The following is a 20,018-nucleotide window of genomic DNA, read 5'->3' as shown; positions in this document are numbered from 1 at the left end:
CAATACCGTGGTATTCATACACTGCCCGCTCATTTTCATATCGGTATTTCCAATTGTTTTCACGTATCATTTTAATATTAGGCGGCTCTTTAATACTAAGCGCCTGTAATTTAATCAAGCCAAATTCCAGCGAAACCTCAGATTACCAAGCGCCTAGCTTATTAATTGAGCAATCTGAATACATTCTAAACAATGACAATGCAGCTGATAACGCGCCCGAAGAAGTGGCTACAGAACAAGATAACTTAGATTTATGGCAAAGGGTACGAAACCAATACCAATTAGACAGCGAGCTTGAAAACGCCCCCATTACGGCGCAGTTAAATTGGTTCAAAAAGCATCAATCTTATATAAACAGAATATCACTACGAGCCGAGCGCTATCTTTTCTTCATCATGGAGCAAATTGATGTCCGTGATATGCCTGGTGAGATTGCCCTTTTACCCGTTGTTGAAAGCGCATTTGACCCATTTGCGTACAGCCATGGGCGCGCAGCGGGCGTTTGGCAGTTTATTCCCAGTACCGGCCATGTATATGGTTTAAACCAAAGCTGGTGGTACGATGGCCGTCGTGATATTCGTCGATCAACTATTGGCGCGCTTACGTTTTTAAAAGGTCTGTCTCGTGAATTCAAAGGGGATTGGATGCTGGCATTAGCCGCCTACAACTCAGGTGCCGGTACCGTCAGAAAAGCCATACGTAAAAACAAGCGCAAAGGCCTCCCTACTGACTTTTGGTCGCTTTCACTGCCAAAAGAAACCCGTGATTACGTTCCTAAGCTAATCGCTTTAGCAAAATTAATCGCCGAGCCTGAAAAACACGGAATCACCCTGCCCTTTATCGAGAATAAACCGTACTTCGCCGTTGTAAATACGGGCAGCCAAATGGATTTAAGCCAAGCCGCGATTATGGCGGGCGTCGAACTTGAAGAGATTTACAAATTAAATCCACAATATAATCAATGGGCTACCAGCCCAAATGGGCCCCATGAAATACTCGTTCCTGTTGAAAATAAAGAACAAATCGAACAACAATTAGCCGAAATAAAACCTCACCAACGCATTAAGTGGCAGCGCTATAAAGTTGCCAGTGGTGATTCTTTAATTTCCATCGCAAAAAAATACCACACAACACCTGATGCGCTAAAACAAGTAAACCCAATTCAAGGTAGCTTACTGCATATTGGCGATATGTTGCTCATACCCACAGCCTTTAATAATTTATCCAGCTACACTTATAGCGCTAAAAATCGTAAAAATGTAAAACAGAATAAAGCGAGGGGCCCAAAAGGGACATCTAAAATTAGCCATCGCGTTCAAAACGGCGATAGCTTTTGGAGCTTATCAAAGCAACACAAAGTGCCAGTGAGAAGTATTGCAAAATGGAATGGCATGGCCCCTAAAGATCCGCTAATGCCTGGCCAGAAATTAATCATCTGGTCTAAAACAGAAAATGGTTGGGGCAAGCAAAACCGAGAAATCATTCGTAAAGTGCGCTATCGAGTACGCAATGGTGACAGCCTGCATAGGATTGCCAATAAATTTAATGTAAATGTAAAAGACATACAGCGCTGGAATCAGATTAAAAACAGAAAATATCTGCAACCGGGCGATGAACTGATTTTATATGTTGATGTCACACAGTCTGGCTAATTTGCGTCTTTGTCTTAGTACAAGGGATCTGTTAACTTATCCTTACTCATAACAATAAGAATCGAGCATGCAAAGCTACTTTTTACAGCGGTTGTTGCTAATTATTCCGACCTTTATCGGGATTACATTATTAGTATTTACGTTAACTCGCCTAGTACCAGGCGGGCCAATAGAGCGCATGCTTGCCGAAGCTCAATTTTCAAATTCTGCAACTTCATCAAGTGCGAATGGCTTCGGCTCCCAAAGCCTCAGTGAAGACCAACTCGATCAACTTAAAGCGTATTATGGTTTCGATAAACCCATAATCACGAGCTATTTTGACTGGCTCTGGAAAATCCTTACGCTTGATTTAGGTGAGTCCACACGATACGGCGAACCCGTTTGGGATAGCATTAAAGATCGCCTGCCTATTTCGATTTTTTATGGTGTGACCACCATGATACTCACCTATTTGATATGCATTCCTTTAGGTATTCTAAAAGCCATCAAACACGGCACACCCTTTGACCATGTTTCATCTGCATTTATATTTATCAGTTATGCCGTGCCCGGTTATGTGATTGGCATTGCGTGTATTGCTTATTTTGCGGTTCATCTTGAATGGTTTCCACTGGGTGGATTTGTCAGCGACGAATTTGAATATTTATCCACCTGGGAACAAATGAAAGACGTTTTCAATCACGCCGCATTACCGCTTGTTGCCTACATGATGGGATCACTTGCTGTCATGACATTTATGATGAAAAACGCATTAATGGAAAACCTAGCCGCCGATTATGTGCGCACAGCCACTGCAAAAGGCTTTAGCTTTAAACAAGCAGTGAAACGCCACGCATTAAGAAACAGCTTGATTCCCTTGGCCACACACTTTGGCCAAAACATTGGTGTGATATTGGGCGGATCATTTTTAATTGAGAAAATATTTAACATTGATGGCATTGGCCTGCTTGGCTATGAAGCATTAGTCGAAAGAGATTACCCTGTGGTAATGGGAATTCTGGTCATATCAGCGGTACTGTATTTAATTGGCAATATACTCAGTGATATATGTGTGGCATGGGCAGACCCTAGAATTCGTTTCGGGGAGAGTAAATAATGTTTTCTCCTCAAGCTAAACGCAGATGGCAACGCTTTAAATCCATAAAACGCGGCTATTACTCTTTTATAGTGATTTGCATATTAATCGTTGCCAGTTTATTTGCTGAGATTTGGGTTAATAATCGCCCTGTCATTATTCACTACAACGACACACTCTACTTTCCAAGCTATGGAGACATACTACCAGGCAGCACATTTGGCCTTGATTACAGTTGGGAAACCAATTATCGAGAACTTAACCAGCATTTCACCGAAAACCCCGACGCTGGAAACTGGATGGTAAACGCCCTTGTTCCGTACAATCCGTTTGAGAATCATTTTATTGAAGGCGAGTACCCGCCTTATTCACCCTCAGCTGAACACAAACATTACCTAGGCACAGACATGGCTGGTCGTGATATTTTATCGCGCATTGTTTATGGCTTTAGAATTGCCATTTTATTTTCGCTGTTTCTACTGGTTATTACTTATTTAATTGGCATTTTTATCGGCGCGCTCATGGGATTTTTAGGCGGCGCCTTTGATCTTGTTTTTCAGCGGGTAATAGAAATTTTATCCAATGTCCCTATTCTATACATCATCATGATTGTCGCGTCGATTATTACTCCCAGTTTCTGGACACTTGCTCTTATGCTAGGCGCGTTCAGCTGGATGGGTTTGACTTGGTATATGCGCACAGAAACCTATCGAGAAAATACACGCGAATATGTATTGGCTGCACGATCAATTGGCGCTTCGAACTGGCGCGTCATGTTTAAGCACATTTTGCCTAATTCCGTTTCAATTTTAATTACGTTTTTTCCTTTTTCAGTTGTTGGTGGCATCACGGCACTTACCAGCTTAGATTATCTTGGCTTTGGCTTGCCAGCACCTACTCCAAGTTGGGGAGAATTACTCCAACAAGGCACTAATAATTTAGATTACCAATGGATTGCGGCTTCTGCAGTCATTGCCCTTACCATTGTATTAACACTGGTTACATTTGTTGGTGAGGCCGTTAGAGAAGCCTTTGATCCTAAAAAATATTCCTACTTTAGTTGAGAAACAAATCATGAAAATAATAAAAAGCGTTTTCATTCTTTGCTGCTTACTGGCAAGCCATCATTTATTCGCACAAAGTAACACACTGCCCACTGACTTAAAGTGGCTCATAAACGATACTTCTGCGCCATGGGCTGAACCTAAAGCATTAAAAGGCGGTGTATTTACAACATTTATGCTCTCCTTTCCCCCCACACTTAGAACCGTCGGGCCTGATTCAAACAGCGGATTTCGTAACCACATTAACGCCAACCAATTAGGGCTTGTTGGGATGCACCCAAACACGCAGGAAATCATTCCTCAACTGGCTCAATCATGGGCCTATGGCAGCGATGGTAAGACGGTTTTCTACAAGCTAGACCCTGCAGCAAAATGGAGTGACGGCCAACCCGTTACGGCCGATGATTTTTTATTCACATTAGAATTTATGCGCTCACCTCACATCAACGCACCTTGGTATAACAATTATTACACCAAAGAAATTATTGATGTGAAAAAATACGACAATCACACCATATCCATCACGGGCGCTGTTGCACACCCTCAAGAAGATCTTCACTACTATTACGCTATCGGCCCTACACCCAAGCATTTTTATAAAGCCATCAATGAAACATGGGTCAAAGATCATAATTGGAAAATCGTACCTAATACTGGCCCCTATCAAATCAGCAAGATGAAAAAAGGCAAAGAAGTCGAATTTACTCGCAAGCAAAACTGGTGGGCAAAAGATTATCGATTTAATCTAGGCCGCTTCAATGTCGACAAAGTTGTAATAAAAGTTATACGCGATGTAAACATTGCTTATAGCCACTTTGAAAAAGGTAATTTAGATACATTCGCACTCATTCAACCTGAATTTTGGCACAACAAGGCCAAAGGAATGCTGTATGACAAAGGGTTTCTTGAAAAATATTTTTTCTTCAATGATGCCCCACGCTCAAGCTCTGGTTTTTTTCTAAATCAAGATCACCCAATATTAAAAGATAAAACCATTCGTTTAGCCCTTAATTACGCTCTTAATTTTGACAAAGTCATCAACACTGTATTGCGCGGTGACTATGAACGCTTACAAGCATTTCATACGGGTTACGGTGAATATTCTAATAATACAATCAAAGCGCGTAAGTTTAACTTAGATAAAGCCAATGAGCTTTTGGACAGCAGTGAATGGCAAGCACGCGGTGGCGATGGCATCCGAATCAATAACGGCCAGCGGTTAAGTCTTGATTTATCTTATGGGCGCAAAGAGCACAGTGAGCGTTGGTCGATTTTAAAACAAGACGCACTTAAGGCGGGCATTGAATTAAATTTGGTCCTGCAAGATTCCTCGTCGCATTATAAGACCATCATGCAAAAGCAACATCAAATAACCTCTTTAGCTTGGAGCACAAGTTTCCGCCCTGCATATTGGCAGCATTTTCACAGCGAGAACGCCCACAAGCCACAAACAAACAACGTCACCAATATGGATTCACCCGAGCTTGATGAAAAAATCATGCAATACCGCAGTGAAAACAAACAAAAATAGCCGTATGAAACTGGCTCAAAATATTCAGCAAATGATTCATGATTCAGCCGCATTTATCCCGGACTTTAAAGTACCCTATACACGAGGCGCACACTGGCGCTGGATTAAATTCCCTAAAATTCCTGGCACTAAAACAAGTGACACGCTCTACTCTGCGTTTTCAAACGGCGGGCTTTTCTGGATTGATAGCGCAATTAAAATAGAAACCAAAACCGCCCGTAAAAGTAAAACACAATACCCGGTTGTCAATAAAATGTTCGAGCAATATCGAGCTAGCACACCATGAACAAGCCATTATTAAGTGTTGATAATCTTTGTGTCGAGTTTGAAACGGAACAAGGTACACTCAATGTATTGGATCATGTGAGCTTTGACGTCCATCAAGGTAAAACATTGGGATTGGTGGGTGAGTCCGGGTGCGGCAAGAGTGTTACATCACTTGCTATTATGAAATTACTGCCTCAGCCAGCAGGCCGCATTCGATCAGGGCACATTTCTTTTAAAGAACAATCACTGTCAGATTTAGCCCCTAAAGCATTACAAAAAATTCGTGGCAATCGGATTGCTATGATTTTTCAGGAACCGATGACAGCCCTCAACCCTGTTAAAGCCATTGGCAAGCAAATATTAGAAGTATTTGAGCTACACCGGCCTGATTTAAGCAAAAAACAAATGCTACAAGAAACGATTGAGGTGCTTGATAAGGTCGGCATTCCTGACGCAAGCAAACGCATCACGGAATACCCTCACCAATTATCAGGGGGTATGCGTCAGCGTGTCATGATTGCAATGGCGCTTGCCTGCAAACCTGACTTATTAATTGCTGACGAACCTACCACAGCCTTAGACGTAACCATTCAAGCGCAAATATTAGATTTAATGCAATCACTGCAACAAGAGTATGGCATGGGCATTCTATTTATTACCCATGATCTTGGAGTGATTGCTGAACTCTGTGATGATGTGGTGGTGATGTACGCTGGACGTGTTGCAGAAAAATGCAGCGTCAAAGAATTATTCAAAAACCCTAAACATCCTTACACAAAAGGACTTTTGAACTCGATTCCCAAACTCGATCAACCCAGTAAAAGCCGACTCAACACAATAGAAGGCCAAGTACCAACTCTGCAAAACATGCCACAAGGTTGTCGCTTTTATAATCGATGCCAATATAAACAAGATAACTGCAAAACACTCGACCACTCATTTATTCATCAGCAAGGCGACACATTTGTAAACTGCCTTCACTGGCAAGAGATTTAATATGCCACAAGAGCATGTATTAACCGTTAAAGGTTTATCTAAATTTTTCCCAACAGGCAAATCGAATTGGTTTAAGCCTAAACAGCAATTACGTGCCGTTGATAATGTAGACTTATACATCAAACCAGGGGAGACACTTGGGATTGTTGGCGAGTCTGGCTGCGGAAAAAGCACACTGGCAAAAACCATTGCTCGATTGTATGAACCAACCACAGGTGAAATACATTTCAAGCAAACCAATCTAACCGAGTTAAGCCAAAGACAACTTCGCCCACTTCGCCCCAAAGTCCAATATGTTTTTCAAGACCCTTATGAGTCATTAAACCCAAGACATACCATTGGTAGCACGCTGGAAGAACCATTTGTTATTCACACAAAACTAAACGCTCAAGAGCGAGCCGAAAAAGTAAAGCTGTTACTTGCACGTGTGGGCATGCCTGAGCACGCTATAAATAAATACCCCCATGAATTTTCTGGTGGACAACGTCAGCGCATCGGCATCGCTCGTGCAATTGCACTCGAACCCGAACTGTTAATTTGTGATGAGCCGGTGTCTGCACTTGATGTGTCGGTTCAATCACAGATTATAAACCTGTTAATCGACCTACAGCGTGAAATGAATTTGGCTATTTTATTTATTGCTCACGATTTAGCCGTAGTTAAGCATATATCGGATCGAATTAGCGTCATGTACTTAGGCTCCATTGTTGAATCTGCAGACAGCGAAACGCTTTTTAAAGCACCGCGACATCCTTATACGCAATTTTTGCTAGATGCCATTCCCACACCGGACCCTAATTCAAAAAGAAAAAAGAGAAGAATTTCAGGGGAGCTTCCCTCCCCCGTTTCACCACCACCAGGCTGCCACTTTAATACTCGCTGCCCAGAGGTGAAATCAGACTGCCACAATACAAGACCACAATTAATCGTTACAGACAGTCAAGACCACCAAGTGGCTTGCCACTATCATCAGCAATCTTTTGAAAATTGGGAGTCACCATGGGACTACTAAGTGGAAAAACCGCATTAATTGTCGGTATTGCCAGTAAAAAATCCATCGCCTATGGCATAGCAAAAAGTTTTCATGAGCAAGGTGCGCAATTGGCCTTCACTTATCAAAACGAAAAGTTAAAAAGCCGCGTCGAAGGTTTCGCTGAAGAATTTGGCAGCAGCCTTGTTTTTCCATGTGATGTCGCTAGCGATGTCGAAATAAACGATTTAAAAACAAGCGTGTGCCAACACTGGTCAACATTAGATGTACTCGTTCATTCTGTTGGTTATGCCCCTGGGCACGAACTAGAAGGCGATATGGTCGATGTGTCCACACGGGAGGGCTTTAAAATTGCCCATGACATCAGCAGTTATAGCTTCATTGCGTTAACGTCTGCATTCAAAGACACACTCAGTGAAACAGCATCGGTTTTAACGCTAACTTATCACGGCTCAACTCAAACACTGCCTAACTACAATGTCATGGGTATGGCTAAAGCGAGCCTTGAAGCCGGAGTACGCTACTTAGCAAGTAACTTGGGCCCTAGCGGCATTCGCGTAAATGCGATCAGTGCTGGCCCTATTCGAACGCTTGCTGCCTCAGGGATCAAAAGCTTTAGGAAAATGCTCAAAGACAATGCACAACGTGCACCTTTACGCCGTAATGTCACCATTGATGAAGTGGGCAATACTGCCATGTTTTTAGCGTCAGACTTATCAAGCGGCATCACAGGTGAGATTATGTACGTAGATGCAGGGTTTAATACCTGCGCTATATCATCAGCAGAAATGCTTGAGCAAGAATAATCAAAATAGCACTCATAAAAAAAGGGCCTAGAGGCCCTTTTTTTATGAGTGCAGAATCACTAATTAGTTTTTATCAATATCAGCACTATCAAGCTGATACTGGTAAAACGCTTTGTATTCATTGTATGACTTAGCACGACTTACTTTTTGAAGCTCATCATCACTTTGTGCCACTTCAACATCACGCTTAATGCTATCTAAACGAAGTAAAACCTGATTACCGCCACTGGTGCTAACGAGTTCAAATGACGGCTTGTCTTCATTGAATGGCAAAGCAAACGCTGCTGTAACAACCTTCGCATCCACACCCGTAAACTGACGAGTTTTATTGTTAACTGATACCCAAGACCCTGTGAACTCACCAGCATTTGCATTGGCTAACGCTTGCTTGGCTTGCTCTTCAACTTGTTCAGTTGCTTTACGGTTTGTGAGCTGCTCCTTAATTTGTGCGCTTACGTCAGCTAAAGGCTTAGCCGTTGATTCTATGAATTCATTTAAATGAACAACAACAGCATGGCCATCATTTAATTCAATCACTTCACTGTTGGTGCCTTCGTTTAAAACAACATCTGAGAATGCCGCCATAACGACTTCACGATTTGCAGCAACACCTTTGCCACCCGCTTCTGAGAATGGACCTTCAGACTTAACCGTAAGACCCAATGACTGAGCTGGTGCATCGATACTGTTAGACGAGAACGCTTCGTCTTTTAGTGTTTCAAGTGCTTCTAAATATTCAACCTGTACCGCTTCTTGACGAAGACTTGTTGCAATTGAATCTTTAAGCTCAGCAAAAGACGCAACTTCAGGTTGGCGCACGTCTAATAGTTTTATTAAATGCAAACCATCACGTGTTTCAACTACTTCAGATACTTGTTCTTTTTCAAGACTTGTAAGGGTTTGTGCAAAAGCATCTTCATAAATTTCATCAGTTGCAAACCCTAAATCACCACCAGCAAATTTAGACGTATCATCTTCTGAATATTCTTTAGCCAATTCTTCGAATGATTGCCCAGAAGCTAACTTGCCCTTAATTTCTGTCATGATTTTTTGAGCCGCTTCATCATTTGATAACAATAAGATGTGCGCTGCTCTGAATTCTTTTTTGCTTGCTGCTTGAGCTTCCATTTCACTATAACGCTCTGCAACTTCATCTTCATCAATCGAAACATTCTTAGCTAAGCTATCGCGCTTCAATTCGACATAATTAATGCTGACCTTATCTTGCGTCATAAACTGAGCGGTATTCTCTTCATAGTGCTTCGCAATATCGTCATCAGAAACTTGGATTGATTTTTTTGCATCAGCCAACAAGAATTCAACATAAGAGAAATTACGCTCTTGTGACTCAAGTTTAGCGGCTAACTTCGCCTCAAATGGTGTTGCAAAACTGGTACCCTGCCAAGCATTCTGCGCTTGCTGAGTCGATAAAGAGGTACGTAGTAATTCACGGTACGTGCTACGAGTGAAACCTGCACTGCGTAATGCTAAATCGTAGCTATCTCGATTAAACTGACCGCCAACTTGAAACTCAGGCGATTGTAGGATGATTTGGTCGATTGCCGCATCTGAGAAGTACACTCCAGATTTAGTCGCCGCTTGCTTGAATAATGTTTCGTTAATCAAGCTCTCAACCGCTGACTCTCTCAACATTTCATCTTTGATCATAGATGGATCAAAGTTTTCACCAAATTGTGCCTGAAAGCGACGTTTCTGCATCTCAACCATTTGCTGGACCTGATACTCAGTAATTTCTTCACCATTTACTTCAGCCGGTGCATCTTCGCCACCACCTAAAGCAACAATACTTTCAATACCAAATAGCGCAAACGTTAAAATTATTAAACCTACTATAATTTTAGCAGCAACACCTTTTGAACCATCACGAATAGCCTGCAGCATGGAACAATCAACCTTTCTTAGAATTCTTCTTACTAGATAACAGAAAAAGCGCACCAAGGAGATGCGCCTTTTATCATATTCACATAACAACTTGCGTTATTATTGGATATCTTAGTTTACGGCATCTTTCAATGCTTTACCTGGCTTGAAGCCTGGCACTTTAGCAGCCGCAATTTGAATTGGCTCACCTGTTTGTGGGTTACGGCCGGTACGAGCAGCACGTTCTTTAACCGCAAAAGTACCAAAACCAACAAGAACCACTTGATCGCCTTCTTTTAATGCATTTGTAATTGCATCAACAGTTGCATCCAAAGCGCGGCCTGCGGCTGCTTTTGGAATGTCTGCTGAAGCAGCAATTGCATCAATTAATTCAGATTTATTCACACGTATCCCCTTTACCAAAATTGGTTATTATAGATGTAAACTGGTATCGCTAAGCGCTGTAGCATAGACCTAGATAGAACGCTGAAAGGTATACCAGCGCTAAGCCGAGTGTCAACCGCTTAGTTAGTTTTTTATATTAATGAGTACTCAATCGACCCTGCTGATTTTGCTGGGTTGCGGCTTCCTTTTCAATAACTGAAGCAACATTTTTTTCAAGATTGCCCGTTAATGCAACATCAAGCACTTCGTCAACCCACTTAACAGGGATGATTTCTAGCTCTTGTTTGATATTGTCAGGAATTTCTTTTAAGTCTCGCTCATTTTCTTCTGGAATTAAAACCGTTTTAATTCCACCGCGGTGTGCCGCGAGTAATTTCTCTTTTAAGCCACCAATTGCGAGTACTTTACCACGCAAAGTCACTTCACCTGTCATAGCCACATCAGAACGCACTTCTGTGTTCGTTATAACAGACATTAGAGCCGTTACCATACCAACTCCAGCACTCGGGCCGTCTTTTGGTGTAGCGCCCTCTGGGACGTGAATGTGAAGGTCATGAGTTTCAAAGAAGTCTATTGGAAGCCCAAGGCCTTCAGAGCGACTCTTCACAACGGTTAAAGCCGCTTGTATAGACTCTTGCATGACATCACCCAAGGAGCCAGTTTTTACAACGCGCCCCTTACCCATTGAAATAGCCGACTCAATGGTTAAAATTTCACCACCTACAGAAGTCCAAGCCAAACCTGTTACTTGACCAACTTGGTGATCTTCTTCTGCTAAACCATAACGGAATTTTTGCACACCAAGATAATCTTCGATTTGCTCAGGCTTTATTTCACTATTCAGCTCTTTACCTTTTGCCATCACATTTTCTTTGACAACTTTACGGCATATTTTGGCCATTTGACGCTCAAGTCCACGCACACCAGCTTCTTTGGTGTAATGACGCACAACATGGCGCAAACTCTCTTGTGATAACGTCAATTCAGATTCTTTCACGCCATTGCTTTTCATTTGCTTAGGCAATAAATAGCGCTCACAGATACTAACTTTTTCGTCTTCGGTATAACCTGGAATTCGAATGATTTCCATACGATCCAATAGTGGGGCAGGAATATTCATACTATTAGCGGTACACACAAACATTACTTCGGATAAATCGAAATCAACCTCAAGGTAATGATCACTGAATGTACTGTTTTGCTCTGGGTCCAGCACCTCTAATAATGCACTAGCAGGATCACCACGATGATCCATACCCATTTTATCTATTTCATCTAACAAGAAAAGAGGATTCTTCACCCCTACTTTGTTAATTTTTTGAATTAGCTTACCCGGCATAGAACCAATATAGGTACGACGATGACCACGAATTTCAGCTTCATCGCGAACACCGCCCAATGCCATGCGCACATATTTACGATTCGTCGCTTTAGCAATAGAACGACCAAGGGATGTCTTACCCACACCCGGTGGCCCAACTAAACACAGAATATTACCGGTAGACTTTTTAACACGCTTTTGAACCGCTAAATATTCAAGGATACGTTCTTTAACTTCATCTAAACCAAAGTGATCTTCGTTTAAAATTTCATCAGCTAGTTCAATATTACTGCGTGTTTTACTTTTGTTTTTCCAAGGGACGCCAATCATCCAATCTAAATATCCGCGAACCACTGAGGCTTCGGCTGACATTGGTGACATCATTTTTAATTTATTTAATTCTGAATCGGCTTTGTCTTTTGCATCTTTTGGCATGCCCGATTCAGTAATTTTATTTTGCAAATCTTCAAGCTCATTAGGCACGTCATCCATGTCGCCTAATTCTTTTTGAATGGCTTTCATTTGCTCATTCAAATAATATTCGCGCTGACTTTTTTCCATCTGCTTTTTAACGCGACCGCGAATGCGTTTCTCTATATCAAGCAAATCAACTTCTGATTCAATCAACGCCATTAAATGCTCTAAACGATCACGCTCAGAAACCATTTCTAAAATAGCTTGTTTCTCATCTAACTTTAATGCCAAGTGGGCTGTAATGGTATCAGCTAGGCGACCAGCTTCTTCTATGCTTTCAATCGACGCCAATACTTCACTCGGCACCTTTTTGCTCATTTGAACAAACTGATCAAATTGCTGAATCACGGCTTTTACTAAAACAGATTCTTCACGCTCTGCAATCGCTTCAATTTCAAGGTGTGATGAATCAGCCTGATAAAAATCATCGATTTCTTTAAAGTCGGTTACTTCACAGCGATGTAAACCTTCAACTAAAACTTTAACGGTGCCATCTGGTAACTTCAAAAGTTGCAAAACAGTCGCCACGGTTCCTACATTATATATATCTGCAGCTTCAGGCTCGTCTGTCGTTGCATTTTTTTGTGCAACTAAGAGAATTTTTTTACTTCCCTCCATTGCTGACTCTAAAGCCTTAATAGACTTATCGCGGCCAACAAATAAAGGAATGACCATATGAGGGTAAACAACTACATCACGAAGAGGCAGTACTGGAAGAGTTTCTGTTGTCATAAATTACCTTGTGCTTAGCGGTGCACTGAACATAGGTTTAAGATGGGGATAAAACAAATAGAATACAAGGCCAAAACATAAAAAAAGGGGCCAATTGGCCCCTTAGTTAACGTTATGCATCATCAGGGGCAACTTTTGCGCTCTCTGTTGATTCATAAATAAACAATGGCTCGTTATCACCATTAATTACAGCATCATCAATGACGACTTTTGAAACATGATCTTCTGATGGAATTTTGTACATGCTATCCAACAAAATGCCTTCCATGATAGACCTCAAACCACGAGCACCTGTTTTACGCTCCATTGCTTTATTTGCAACAGCAACTAGAGCAGTATCACGAAACTCAAGTTCAACATCTTCCATTTCAAACAACGCTTGATACTGTTTAACCAATGCGTTTTTAGGTTCAACTAAAATCTGAATCAGTGCTTCTTCATCCAGCTCATCTAGCGTTGCAACAACTGGCAAACGACCGATGAACTCAGGAATAAGACCATACTTAACCAAATCAAGTGGCTCAACATTTTTAAGCAAAGAACCTAAAGTTTTATTATCATCCTTAGCCTTCACTATTGCGTTAAAGCCAATGCCGCTCTTTTCTGTGCGGTCACGAATAATTTGATCAAGACCAGCAAATGCACCACCACAAATAAACAAAATATTTCCGGTATTCACCTGAAGAAATTCTTGTTGTGGATGCTTGCGCCCACCTTGCGGAGGAACAGAAGCAACAGTGCCTTCAATTAATTTCAGCAAAGCTTGCTGTACGCCTTCACCACTTACATCACGAGTGATGGAAGGGTTATCAGACTTGCGAGAAATTTTGTCGATTTCATCAATGTAAACAATACCGCGCTGGGCCTTATCAACATCGTAATCACATTTCTGCAGTAGCTTCTGGATGATATTTTCAACATCTTCACCCACATAACCGGCTTCTGTTAATGTGGTTGCATCTGCAATCGTGAAAGGCACATTCAGCATACGAGCTAATGTTTCAGCCAGTAATGTTTTACCACTACCAGTAGGACCAATAAGCAAAATATTACTTTTAGTCAGCTCAGTTAAGCCTTTTTTGCCTTCGCCATGACGCAGACGTTTGTAGTGGTTATATACCGCTACTGATAAGACAATTTTTGCACGATCTTGACCGATGACATATTCATCAAGGGTTTCTTTAATTTCTTTAGGTGTCGGCAAGCGGTCAGAAGGCGCTTCGCCCTGACTTTCTTGAACCTCTTCACGAATAATGTCGTTACAAAGGTCGACACACTCATCACAAATAAAGACGCTCGGACCTGCTATCAGCTTGCGAACTTCGTGCTGACTTTTCCCGCAAAAAGAGCAGTAAAGTAACTTACCCTTGTCGTCTTTATTGTTTGATTCGTCGCTCATTCGACTTCCTCATTATCTACAGCAATTATGTAAAGATGCTGCTTACCGACACATCTTTAAGGTTACAGCCAATTGCATCAAAGTTTAAACGGTTAGCTTGGACGCTTCTCTAATATCTCGTCAATCAAGCCGTACTCCAATGCCTGCTCTGCATTCATAAAGTTATCGCGCTCGGTATCAGCAGCTACTTCTTCAACACTACGGCCAGAGTGCTTGGCCATAATTCTATTCAAGCGGTCTTTTGTTTCTTTGATGTTTTCAGCTTGAATTAATATATCAGTTGCTTGCCCTTGAGCACCACCACTTGGCTGGTGAATCATGACGCGGCTATTAGGAAGACCATAGCGCTTACCCTTCTCACCTGCGGAAAGAAGAAATGCACCCATGCTGCAAGCTTGACCAATACAGATTGTAGTCACATTTGGCTTAATAAACTGCATAGTGTCGTAAATCGACATACCCGCAGTCACAGAGCCACCTGGCGAATTAATATACAGCTGTATATCTTTTTCAGGGTTTTCAGCTTCTAAGAACAATAATTGGGCCACGATCAAGTTTGCCATGTGGTCTTCCACTTGGCCTACTAAGAATATGACACGCTCTTTTAATAAGCGTGAATATATATCATATGAACGTTCACCTCGGGCAGTTTGCTCAACCACCATTGGCACAAGGCCTGACATTTGGATAGCTGGATCCTGGGCGGCCAGAAGATCTTTCATTCGTTATCTCCGTCAACGACATCAGAAAAAACAGCCGTTATCTTAGATAACAGCTGTTTAATGAGTGTAGCGTGTATGCTGCCAGATTGGCAGTAGAAATAATTATTGGGCGTTATTTGCCGCTTTAATCACTTCTTCATAGCTACTGTCTTTTTCAGTTACAGTGGCTTTTGCAAGAATGGTTTCAACAACCTGCTCTTCCAATGCCAGTGCTTCAAGTTGAGAACGCTGTTCTTTATTAGATTTGTAGAACTCTTTAACTTGCTCTGGATCTTGATACGTTGATGCCATATCTTCGATTAGTGCGTCTACTTTAGCGTCATCAGCTTTGATTTCTAGCTGCTCAATGGCTGCATTAATAAGCAAGCCTAGCTTCACACGACGCTCGGCTTGTGGCTGGAACAATTCTTTAGGCAACATGCCTGGCTTGAATTGCTGACCACCACCAAACTGCTGGAAAGCTTGTTCTTGTAAGCGCTCAATTTCTTGATCAACTAACGCAGCAGGAACATCGATGTTGTTTTGCTCTAGCAAGCCTTCAAGCGCTTGGTTTTTAGTATTACGTTGAATTGCCTGTTTCAGTTCGCGCTCCATGTTGCCACGAACGTCTTTCTTGAAAGATTCTAGATCTTCAGACTCAACACCAAACAGCTTGAAGAATTCTTGGTTCAGTTCAGGTAGCTCAGATGCTTCTACTTGATTTACTGTAATTTTGAATTCTGCGTCTTTACCAGCAAGCGCTTCGCTTTGATATTCAGCAGGGAAAGTCACTTTAATTGTGCCTTCATCACCGGCTTTCATACCAACAACTTGATCTTCGAAACCAGGGATCATGCTATTAGAGCCAAGAGTCAGGTCGTAGCTTTCAGCTTTGCCGCCTTCGAATGCTTCGCCATCAACATAGCCATCAAAGTCGATTTTAACTTTGTCGCCATCTTTAGCGGCTGCTTCAGAAACTTCAAATTTAGCTTGTTGCTTACGCAGGATATCAATCATGTTTTCAAGATCAGCATCTGTTACTTCAGTTGCAAATTTTTCAACACTGATATTTTCAAGACCCGATACGTTTACTTCAGGATAAATTTCAAACGTGGCTGCGAATTGGAAGTCTTTGCCTTCTTCATCGACCAACGGTTGAACAGAAGGCATACCAGCTGGATTCAGTTTTTCCTGAGTCACTGCTTTAACAAAGCCTTGCTGCATTTGCTCACCTAGTACTTCTTGGCGAACACCTTGACCATAGCGCTGTTTGATAACGCGCATTGGGATTTTTCCTTTACGGAAACCGTCGATACGAGCGGTACGAGAAACTTGATCCAAACGCTTAGCAATTTCTTGCTCTACGTCAGATGCTGGAATATCGATTACAAGCTTGCGTTCTAAGCCTGCCAATGTTTCTACTGAAACTTGCATGAATGCCTCACACACAAAATACATAAACTGGTGAATTTTAGGGTTGGTAACTCTATTGATCTGAACCTAGGGAATCAAGCAGTTTTTTGGCTCAATTTCATGTAATTGGCCAATTACACCCATAATTGATCACTTAGTGACCTTTACAACTGTTTTTTTATACAGTACTGTTCACTCAGCCAGTAAAACACTGTATGGATAAACAGGTCGCTTATGAACGCACTACTTAAATCTCAATCACTGCCATCAAGCCATTATTGGATGCTTTGGATTTCACCAAGCCCAATACAAATTAAGCAGATTAAGCAGCTGTCGCTCGAAGAGCAGCAAAGAGTATTAATGCTACACCCCAAGAAACCAGAACAACTTTGCAAAGCCTTGGAAATCGCCATTACAAGTGGCAATTATCTTTCTATCACGCTTGATAGAGAAATAATACCGGTTAAACAACACCAAACGCTTGAGCTATTGGCACTGCGTAACCACACTCTCATCAACTGGATTTCGCACCGTCCACAAATGAACAGCGCGTGCCAGCTGACTCTGATTTAAACTGAGGCTAACTGCGCTTCGACGCGAGCAACGTCTTCAGGCGTATCAACCCCATGACCTGGGGGCTGATCAATGACACCCATATGAATCTTCACGCCATAACAAAGCGCGCGAAGCTGCTCCAAGCATTCGGCTTGCTCAAGTGCCGTCATTTCCATTGTGGCGTACTGCTGCAAAAATGAAACACGATACCCATACATACCGATATGGCGATACACAGGCGCAATTTGCGTAAGCTTAGTCTGACCTGATTTATACAGATCACGATCCCAAGGAATCGACGCTCGACTAAAGTACATGGCAAAGCCTGCATTATCTAACACGACTTTCACCGCATTGGGATCAAATGCATCCTCTGCACTGCCAATTGGCGAGCACAAAGACGACATCCCTGCCTCAGGGTGGTCTAGTAGGCCTTTTGCCGTCAGTTCAATTAATTCACGTGGAATCAAGGGTTCATCACCCTGTACGTTAACAATGACATCATCCGCGCCCCAACCAAGCTTATGCGCAACCTCTGCAATTCTCTCAGTGCCATTTTCATGCTCGACTGAGGTCATGACCACATTAGCGCCAAAGCCTTTAGCAACATCAAATATGCGTTGATCATCGGTGGCTATAACAATATCACCGACGCCCGTCGCCAAGGCACGCTCATACACATGCTGAACCATGGGCTTACCCGCCATTTCGATTAATGGCTTCCCTGGTAAGCGACTTGACCCGTAACGAGCAGGGATTACAATTTTATAAGCAGACATGCTTTATTCCTAATACAAAGTATCTTATTTTTTATTCTCAAATTCAGGCAGCATCGCTTTGACATAAGCGGCTTCAAGATCCATGCGACTAGACAGCAATACGTCCGCTACTTCTCGAGCCACCCCCTTGCCGCCCATTGCATTTGTCACATAATCGGAATGCTCTTTGACCATTCCATATGCATCACTGGGGGCCATAGCCAGACCAATGATTTTCATTACCTTAAGGTCAATCACATCATCACCACAGTAGGCAACTTGTTCATTATCAATATTAAATTTTGACGTTAAAACATTAAGCGCTTCAAGCTTATCTTTGCAGGCTAAATAAGCATGCTCAATTCCTAGATCCGAAATACGCTTTCTTAGCGGCGCAGAATCTTTTGCACTAATGATCGCCACATGAACCCCATAGGTTTGCAGAAGCTTAATCCCAACGCCATCTTTAACATTGAAATGCTTTACCTCTTCACCATTTGTACCATAAACAAGCGTACCGTCGGTTAGCACACCATCCACGTCAAAAATCATGAGTGAAATATTGCGCGCTTTTTCTTTTATGTGATTTGGAAGCATCATAGGTAGAATCCTTTTACGTATTATTTATGTGGCGCTCATACTGATCATCGTATCGAATGATGTCGTTCTCATCCAAGTGGTCGCCACTTTGAACCTCAATTATTTCTAACGGCTCATCATAAGGGTTATGCAGTCTATGTTTTTGTTGTTTATCAATACTAATTGATTCGCCAATACCCAACTCAAACTCTTTATCATTTAACTGAATCCGCGCCCGCCCTTTTACCACCACCCAATTTTCTCGACGAAACTCATGGCTTTGCAATGATATCTGCGAATTTGGGAAAACAATAAGCTGCTTAACAATAAAATGCGCTTCTTGCGCAAGCACTTTAAATCGACCCCAAGGGCGATGAACATCAATACGATTCAATAGAGACTGTAAATTATGCGCTTTTAGATAATTACTAACGCTCGTCATATCCATTAATGAGTCTTGATGAGCCATTAAAATGACATCATCATTTTTGACAAGCACCATATCATCCGCATTAAAAGCTAATGTTGTTTGGCCATCTGCAAATATATTATAGTCCGCCACGCCTAATGATTTACGTTGAGCAAGTAAAGACGACCACGATCCTAAGTCATCCCACTCTTGATCAAGCATACAGGCTACTAACTTTGTGCTTTTTTCCAGTACGCTAACATCAAATGCTACATTATCTATTTGCAAGTAATCATCACTCATTACCTTAAAATCATATAGCGATGTCGATTGTAAAAATGACTGCTCAGCAAGCTTTAAAATCTCAGGTGCGTCAATACTTAAAGCATTCAAAATCGTCGCTGCTCGTGCAACGACCACACCGCTATTCCAAGCCACGTTAGCTTGCTGACACAACTGCTGCGCGACCTCTTTATTGGGTTTTTCAATAAAGCGCTCTACTGCACTACTGCACTCACGCTGCTCGATTGCCATATAACCGTATTGCGTTGCGCCATATCTCGGTTTAATGCCAATAAGCCCAATTTTGTCGGGGGCAAGCCCATCAATAAATTGCGCTATAGCATTCGCAAACAAAGCGACATCAGGGAGGTAATGATCGGCAGGTAGAATAAGCACAACCCCGTTAGGGTCTTGTTTTATTACCTGCAAGCATGCGATAGAAATGGCCGATGTTGTATTCCTAGAACCCGGTTCAAGCAAAACATGCTCAGGCAACAACCCAAGTGGTGCAATTTGATGCTGCAATAAGAACCGATGATCCTTATTGGCAATCATCAAGGGTGGTATCGCGCTACAGGCTTGTGCCCGCTTAATGGTTGACTGCAATAAAGTATCACCACACCCAAGCAAATCTAAAAATTGCTTAGGGTGGTTTTGTCGAGACAACGGCCAAAGCCGAGAGCCTACGCCCCCAGCAAGTATGACTGGATATAAGGCCATTTTAATC

The 20,018-nt window shown here is 42.1% G+C and carries 18 protein-coding genes; 9 read left to right on the top strand and 9 right to left on the bottom strand.

Annotated elements, in window-relative coordinates:
* Positions 1–53 precede the first annotated feature (53 nt).
* The 8 genes from ACU6U9_RS16440 (at position 54) to ACU6U9_RS16405 (ending at position 8,382) form a co-directional block, all read left to right on the top strand.
* A complete protein-coding gene (locus tag ACU6U9_RS16440) occupies positions 54–1,652 on the top strand; it encodes a LysM peptidoglycan-binding domain-containing protein (protein WP_446736096.1) in 1,599 nt (532 codons plus the stop codon).
* 67 nt (positions 1,653–1,719) lie between these two features.
* Positions 1,720–2,748 (top strand): ABC transporter permease subunit, encoded by a 1,029-nt coding sequence (locus ACU6U9_RS16435; protein WP_446736095.1) that lies wholly within the window; start codon positions 1,720–1,722, stop codon positions 2,746–2,748.
* Positions 2,748–3,791 carry an ABC transporter permease gene (locus ACU6U9_RS16430; RefSeq protein ID WP_446736094.1) on the top strand — a complete coding sequence of 348 codons (1,044 nt, stop codon included), beginning with the start codon at positions 2,748–2,750 and terminating at the stop codon, positions 3,789–3,791. Before ACU6U9_RS16435 ends, ACU6U9_RS16430 begins: the two co-directional genes overlap by 1 nt.
* A 10-nt stretch (positions 3,792–3,801) precedes the next feature.
* Positions 3,802–5,322, top strand: coding sequence for an extracellular solute-binding protein (locus tag ACU6U9_RS16425; RefSeq protein ID WP_446736093.1), 1,521 nt, complete (start codon positions 3,802–3,804; stop codon positions 5,320–5,322).
* Positions 5,323–5,326: 4 nt separating this feature from the next.
* The gene (locus ACU6U9_RS16420) at positions 5,327–5,608 is read left to right on the top strand and encodes a hypothetical protein (protein ID WP_446736092.1); all 282 of its coding nucleotides are present in this window, start codon (positions 5,327–5,329) and stop codon (positions 5,606–5,608) included.
* Complete coding sequence (locus ACU6U9_RS16415; protein ID WP_446736091.1) at positions 5,605–6,585, top strand: ABC transporter ATP-binding protein; 981 nt, start codon at positions 5,605–5,607, stop codon at positions 6,583–6,585. The genes ACU6U9_RS16420 and ACU6U9_RS16415 overlap by 4 nt, the downstream gene beginning before the upstream one ends.
* Before the next feature lies 1 nt (position 6,586).
* Complete coding sequence (locus tag ACU6U9_RS16410; protein WP_446736090.1) at positions 6,587–7,597, top strand: ABC transporter ATP-binding protein; 1,011 nt, start codon at positions 6,587–6,589, stop codon at positions 7,595–7,597.
* Complete coding sequence (locus tag ACU6U9_RS16405; protein ID WP_446736089.1) at positions 7,585–8,382, top strand: enoyl-ACP reductase FabI; 798 nt, start codon at positions 7,585–7,587, stop codon at positions 8,380–8,382. The genes ACU6U9_RS16410 and ACU6U9_RS16405 overlap by 13 nt, the downstream gene beginning before the upstream one ends.
* 63 nt (positions 8,383–8,445) lie before the next feature.
* Here the strand turns inward: ACU6U9_RS16405 and ACU6U9_RS16400 are convergent, their stop codons facing one another.
* The 6 genes from ACU6U9_RS16400 to tig all read right to left on the bottom strand — a co-directional run bounded on the left by ACU6U9_RS16400 (position 8,446) and on the right by tig (position 16,729).
* Positions 8,446–10,284, bottom strand: a complete 1,839-nt coding sequence (locus ACU6U9_RS16400; protein WP_446736088.1) for a SurA N-terminal domain-containing protein — start codon at positions 10,282–10,284, stop codon at positions 8,446–8,448.
* Positions 10,285–10,395: 111 nt separating this feature from the next.
* Complete coding sequence (locus ACU6U9_RS16395; protein ID WP_446736087.1) at positions 10,396–10,668, bottom strand: HU family DNA-binding protein; 273 nt, start codon at positions 10,666–10,668, stop codon at positions 10,396–10,398.
* A gap of 136 nt (positions 10,669–10,804) precedes the next feature.
* On the bottom strand, positions 10,805–13,195 hold the full coding sequence (gene lon, locus ACU6U9_RS16390; RefSeq protein ID WP_446736086.1) for an endopeptidase La: 2,391 nt from the start codon (positions 13,193–13,195) through the stop codon (positions 10,805–10,807).
* A gap of 112 nt (positions 13,196–13,307) precedes the next feature.
* The gene (gene clpX / locus ACU6U9_RS16385; protein WP_446736085.1) at positions 13,308–14,594 is read right to left on the bottom strand and encodes an ATP-dependent Clp protease ATP-binding subunit ClpX; all 1,287 of its coding nucleotides are present in this window, start codon (positions 14,592–14,594) and stop codon (positions 13,308–13,310) included.
* A 92-nt stretch (positions 14,595–14,686) separates the two neighbouring features.
* Positions 14,687–15,316 carry an ATP-dependent Clp endopeptidase proteolytic subunit ClpP gene (gene clpP, locus ACU6U9_RS16380; protein WP_446736084.1) on the bottom strand — a complete coding sequence of 210 codons (630 nt, stop codon included), beginning with the start codon at positions 15,314–15,316 and terminating at the stop codon, positions 14,687–14,689.
* Positions 15,317–15,418: 102 nt separating this feature from the next.
* A complete protein-coding gene (tig, locus tag ACU6U9_RS16375) occupies positions 15,419–16,729 on the bottom strand; it encodes a trigger factor (protein WP_446736083.1) in 1,311 nt (436 codons plus the stop codon).
* A gap of 213 nt (positions 16,730–16,942) precedes the next feature.
* Here tig and ACU6U9_RS16370 point away from each other — a divergent pair, with 213 nt between their 5' ends.
* Positions 16,943–17,281, top strand: coding sequence for a hypothetical protein (locus ACU6U9_RS16370; protein WP_446736082.1), 339 nt, complete (start codon positions 16,943–16,945; stop codon positions 17,279–17,281).
* Here the strand turns inward: ACU6U9_RS16370 and kdsB are convergent.
* Genes kdsB through ACU6U9_RS16355 form a run of 3 tightly spaced genes read right to left on the bottom strand, consistent with a single transcriptional unit; the run spans position 17,278 to position 20,011 of the window.
* Entirely contained in the window at positions 17,278–18,042 is a 765-nt protein-coding gene (gene kdsB / locus ACU6U9_RS16365) for a 3-deoxy-manno-octulosonate cytidylyltransferase (protein ID WP_446736081.1), read from the bottom strand. The two genes, ACU6U9_RS16370 and kdsB, sit on opposite strands and share 4 nt — an antisense overlap.
* A gap of 24 nt (positions 18,043–18,066) precedes the next feature.
* Positions 18,067–18,621, bottom strand: a complete 555-nt coding sequence (locus ACU6U9_RS16360) for a KdsC family phosphatase (protein WP_446736080.1) — start codon at positions 18,619–18,621, stop codon at positions 18,067–18,069.
* A 13-nt stretch (positions 18,622–18,634) separates the two neighbouring features.
* The gene (locus ACU6U9_RS16355) at positions 18,635–20,011 is read right to left on the bottom strand and encodes a mannose-1-phosphate guanylyltransferase/mannose-6-phosphate isomerase (protein WP_446736079.1); all 1,377 of its coding nucleotides are present in this window, start codon (positions 20,009–20,011) and stop codon (positions 18,635–18,637) included.
* Positions 20,012–20,018: the final 7 nt, after the last annotated feature.

The organism is Pseudomonas sp. HK3, assembly GCF_052920985.1.
The sequence above is the reverse complement of the archived record's forward strand: the minus strand, read 5'-3'. Positions and strand labels throughout refer to the sequence as shown.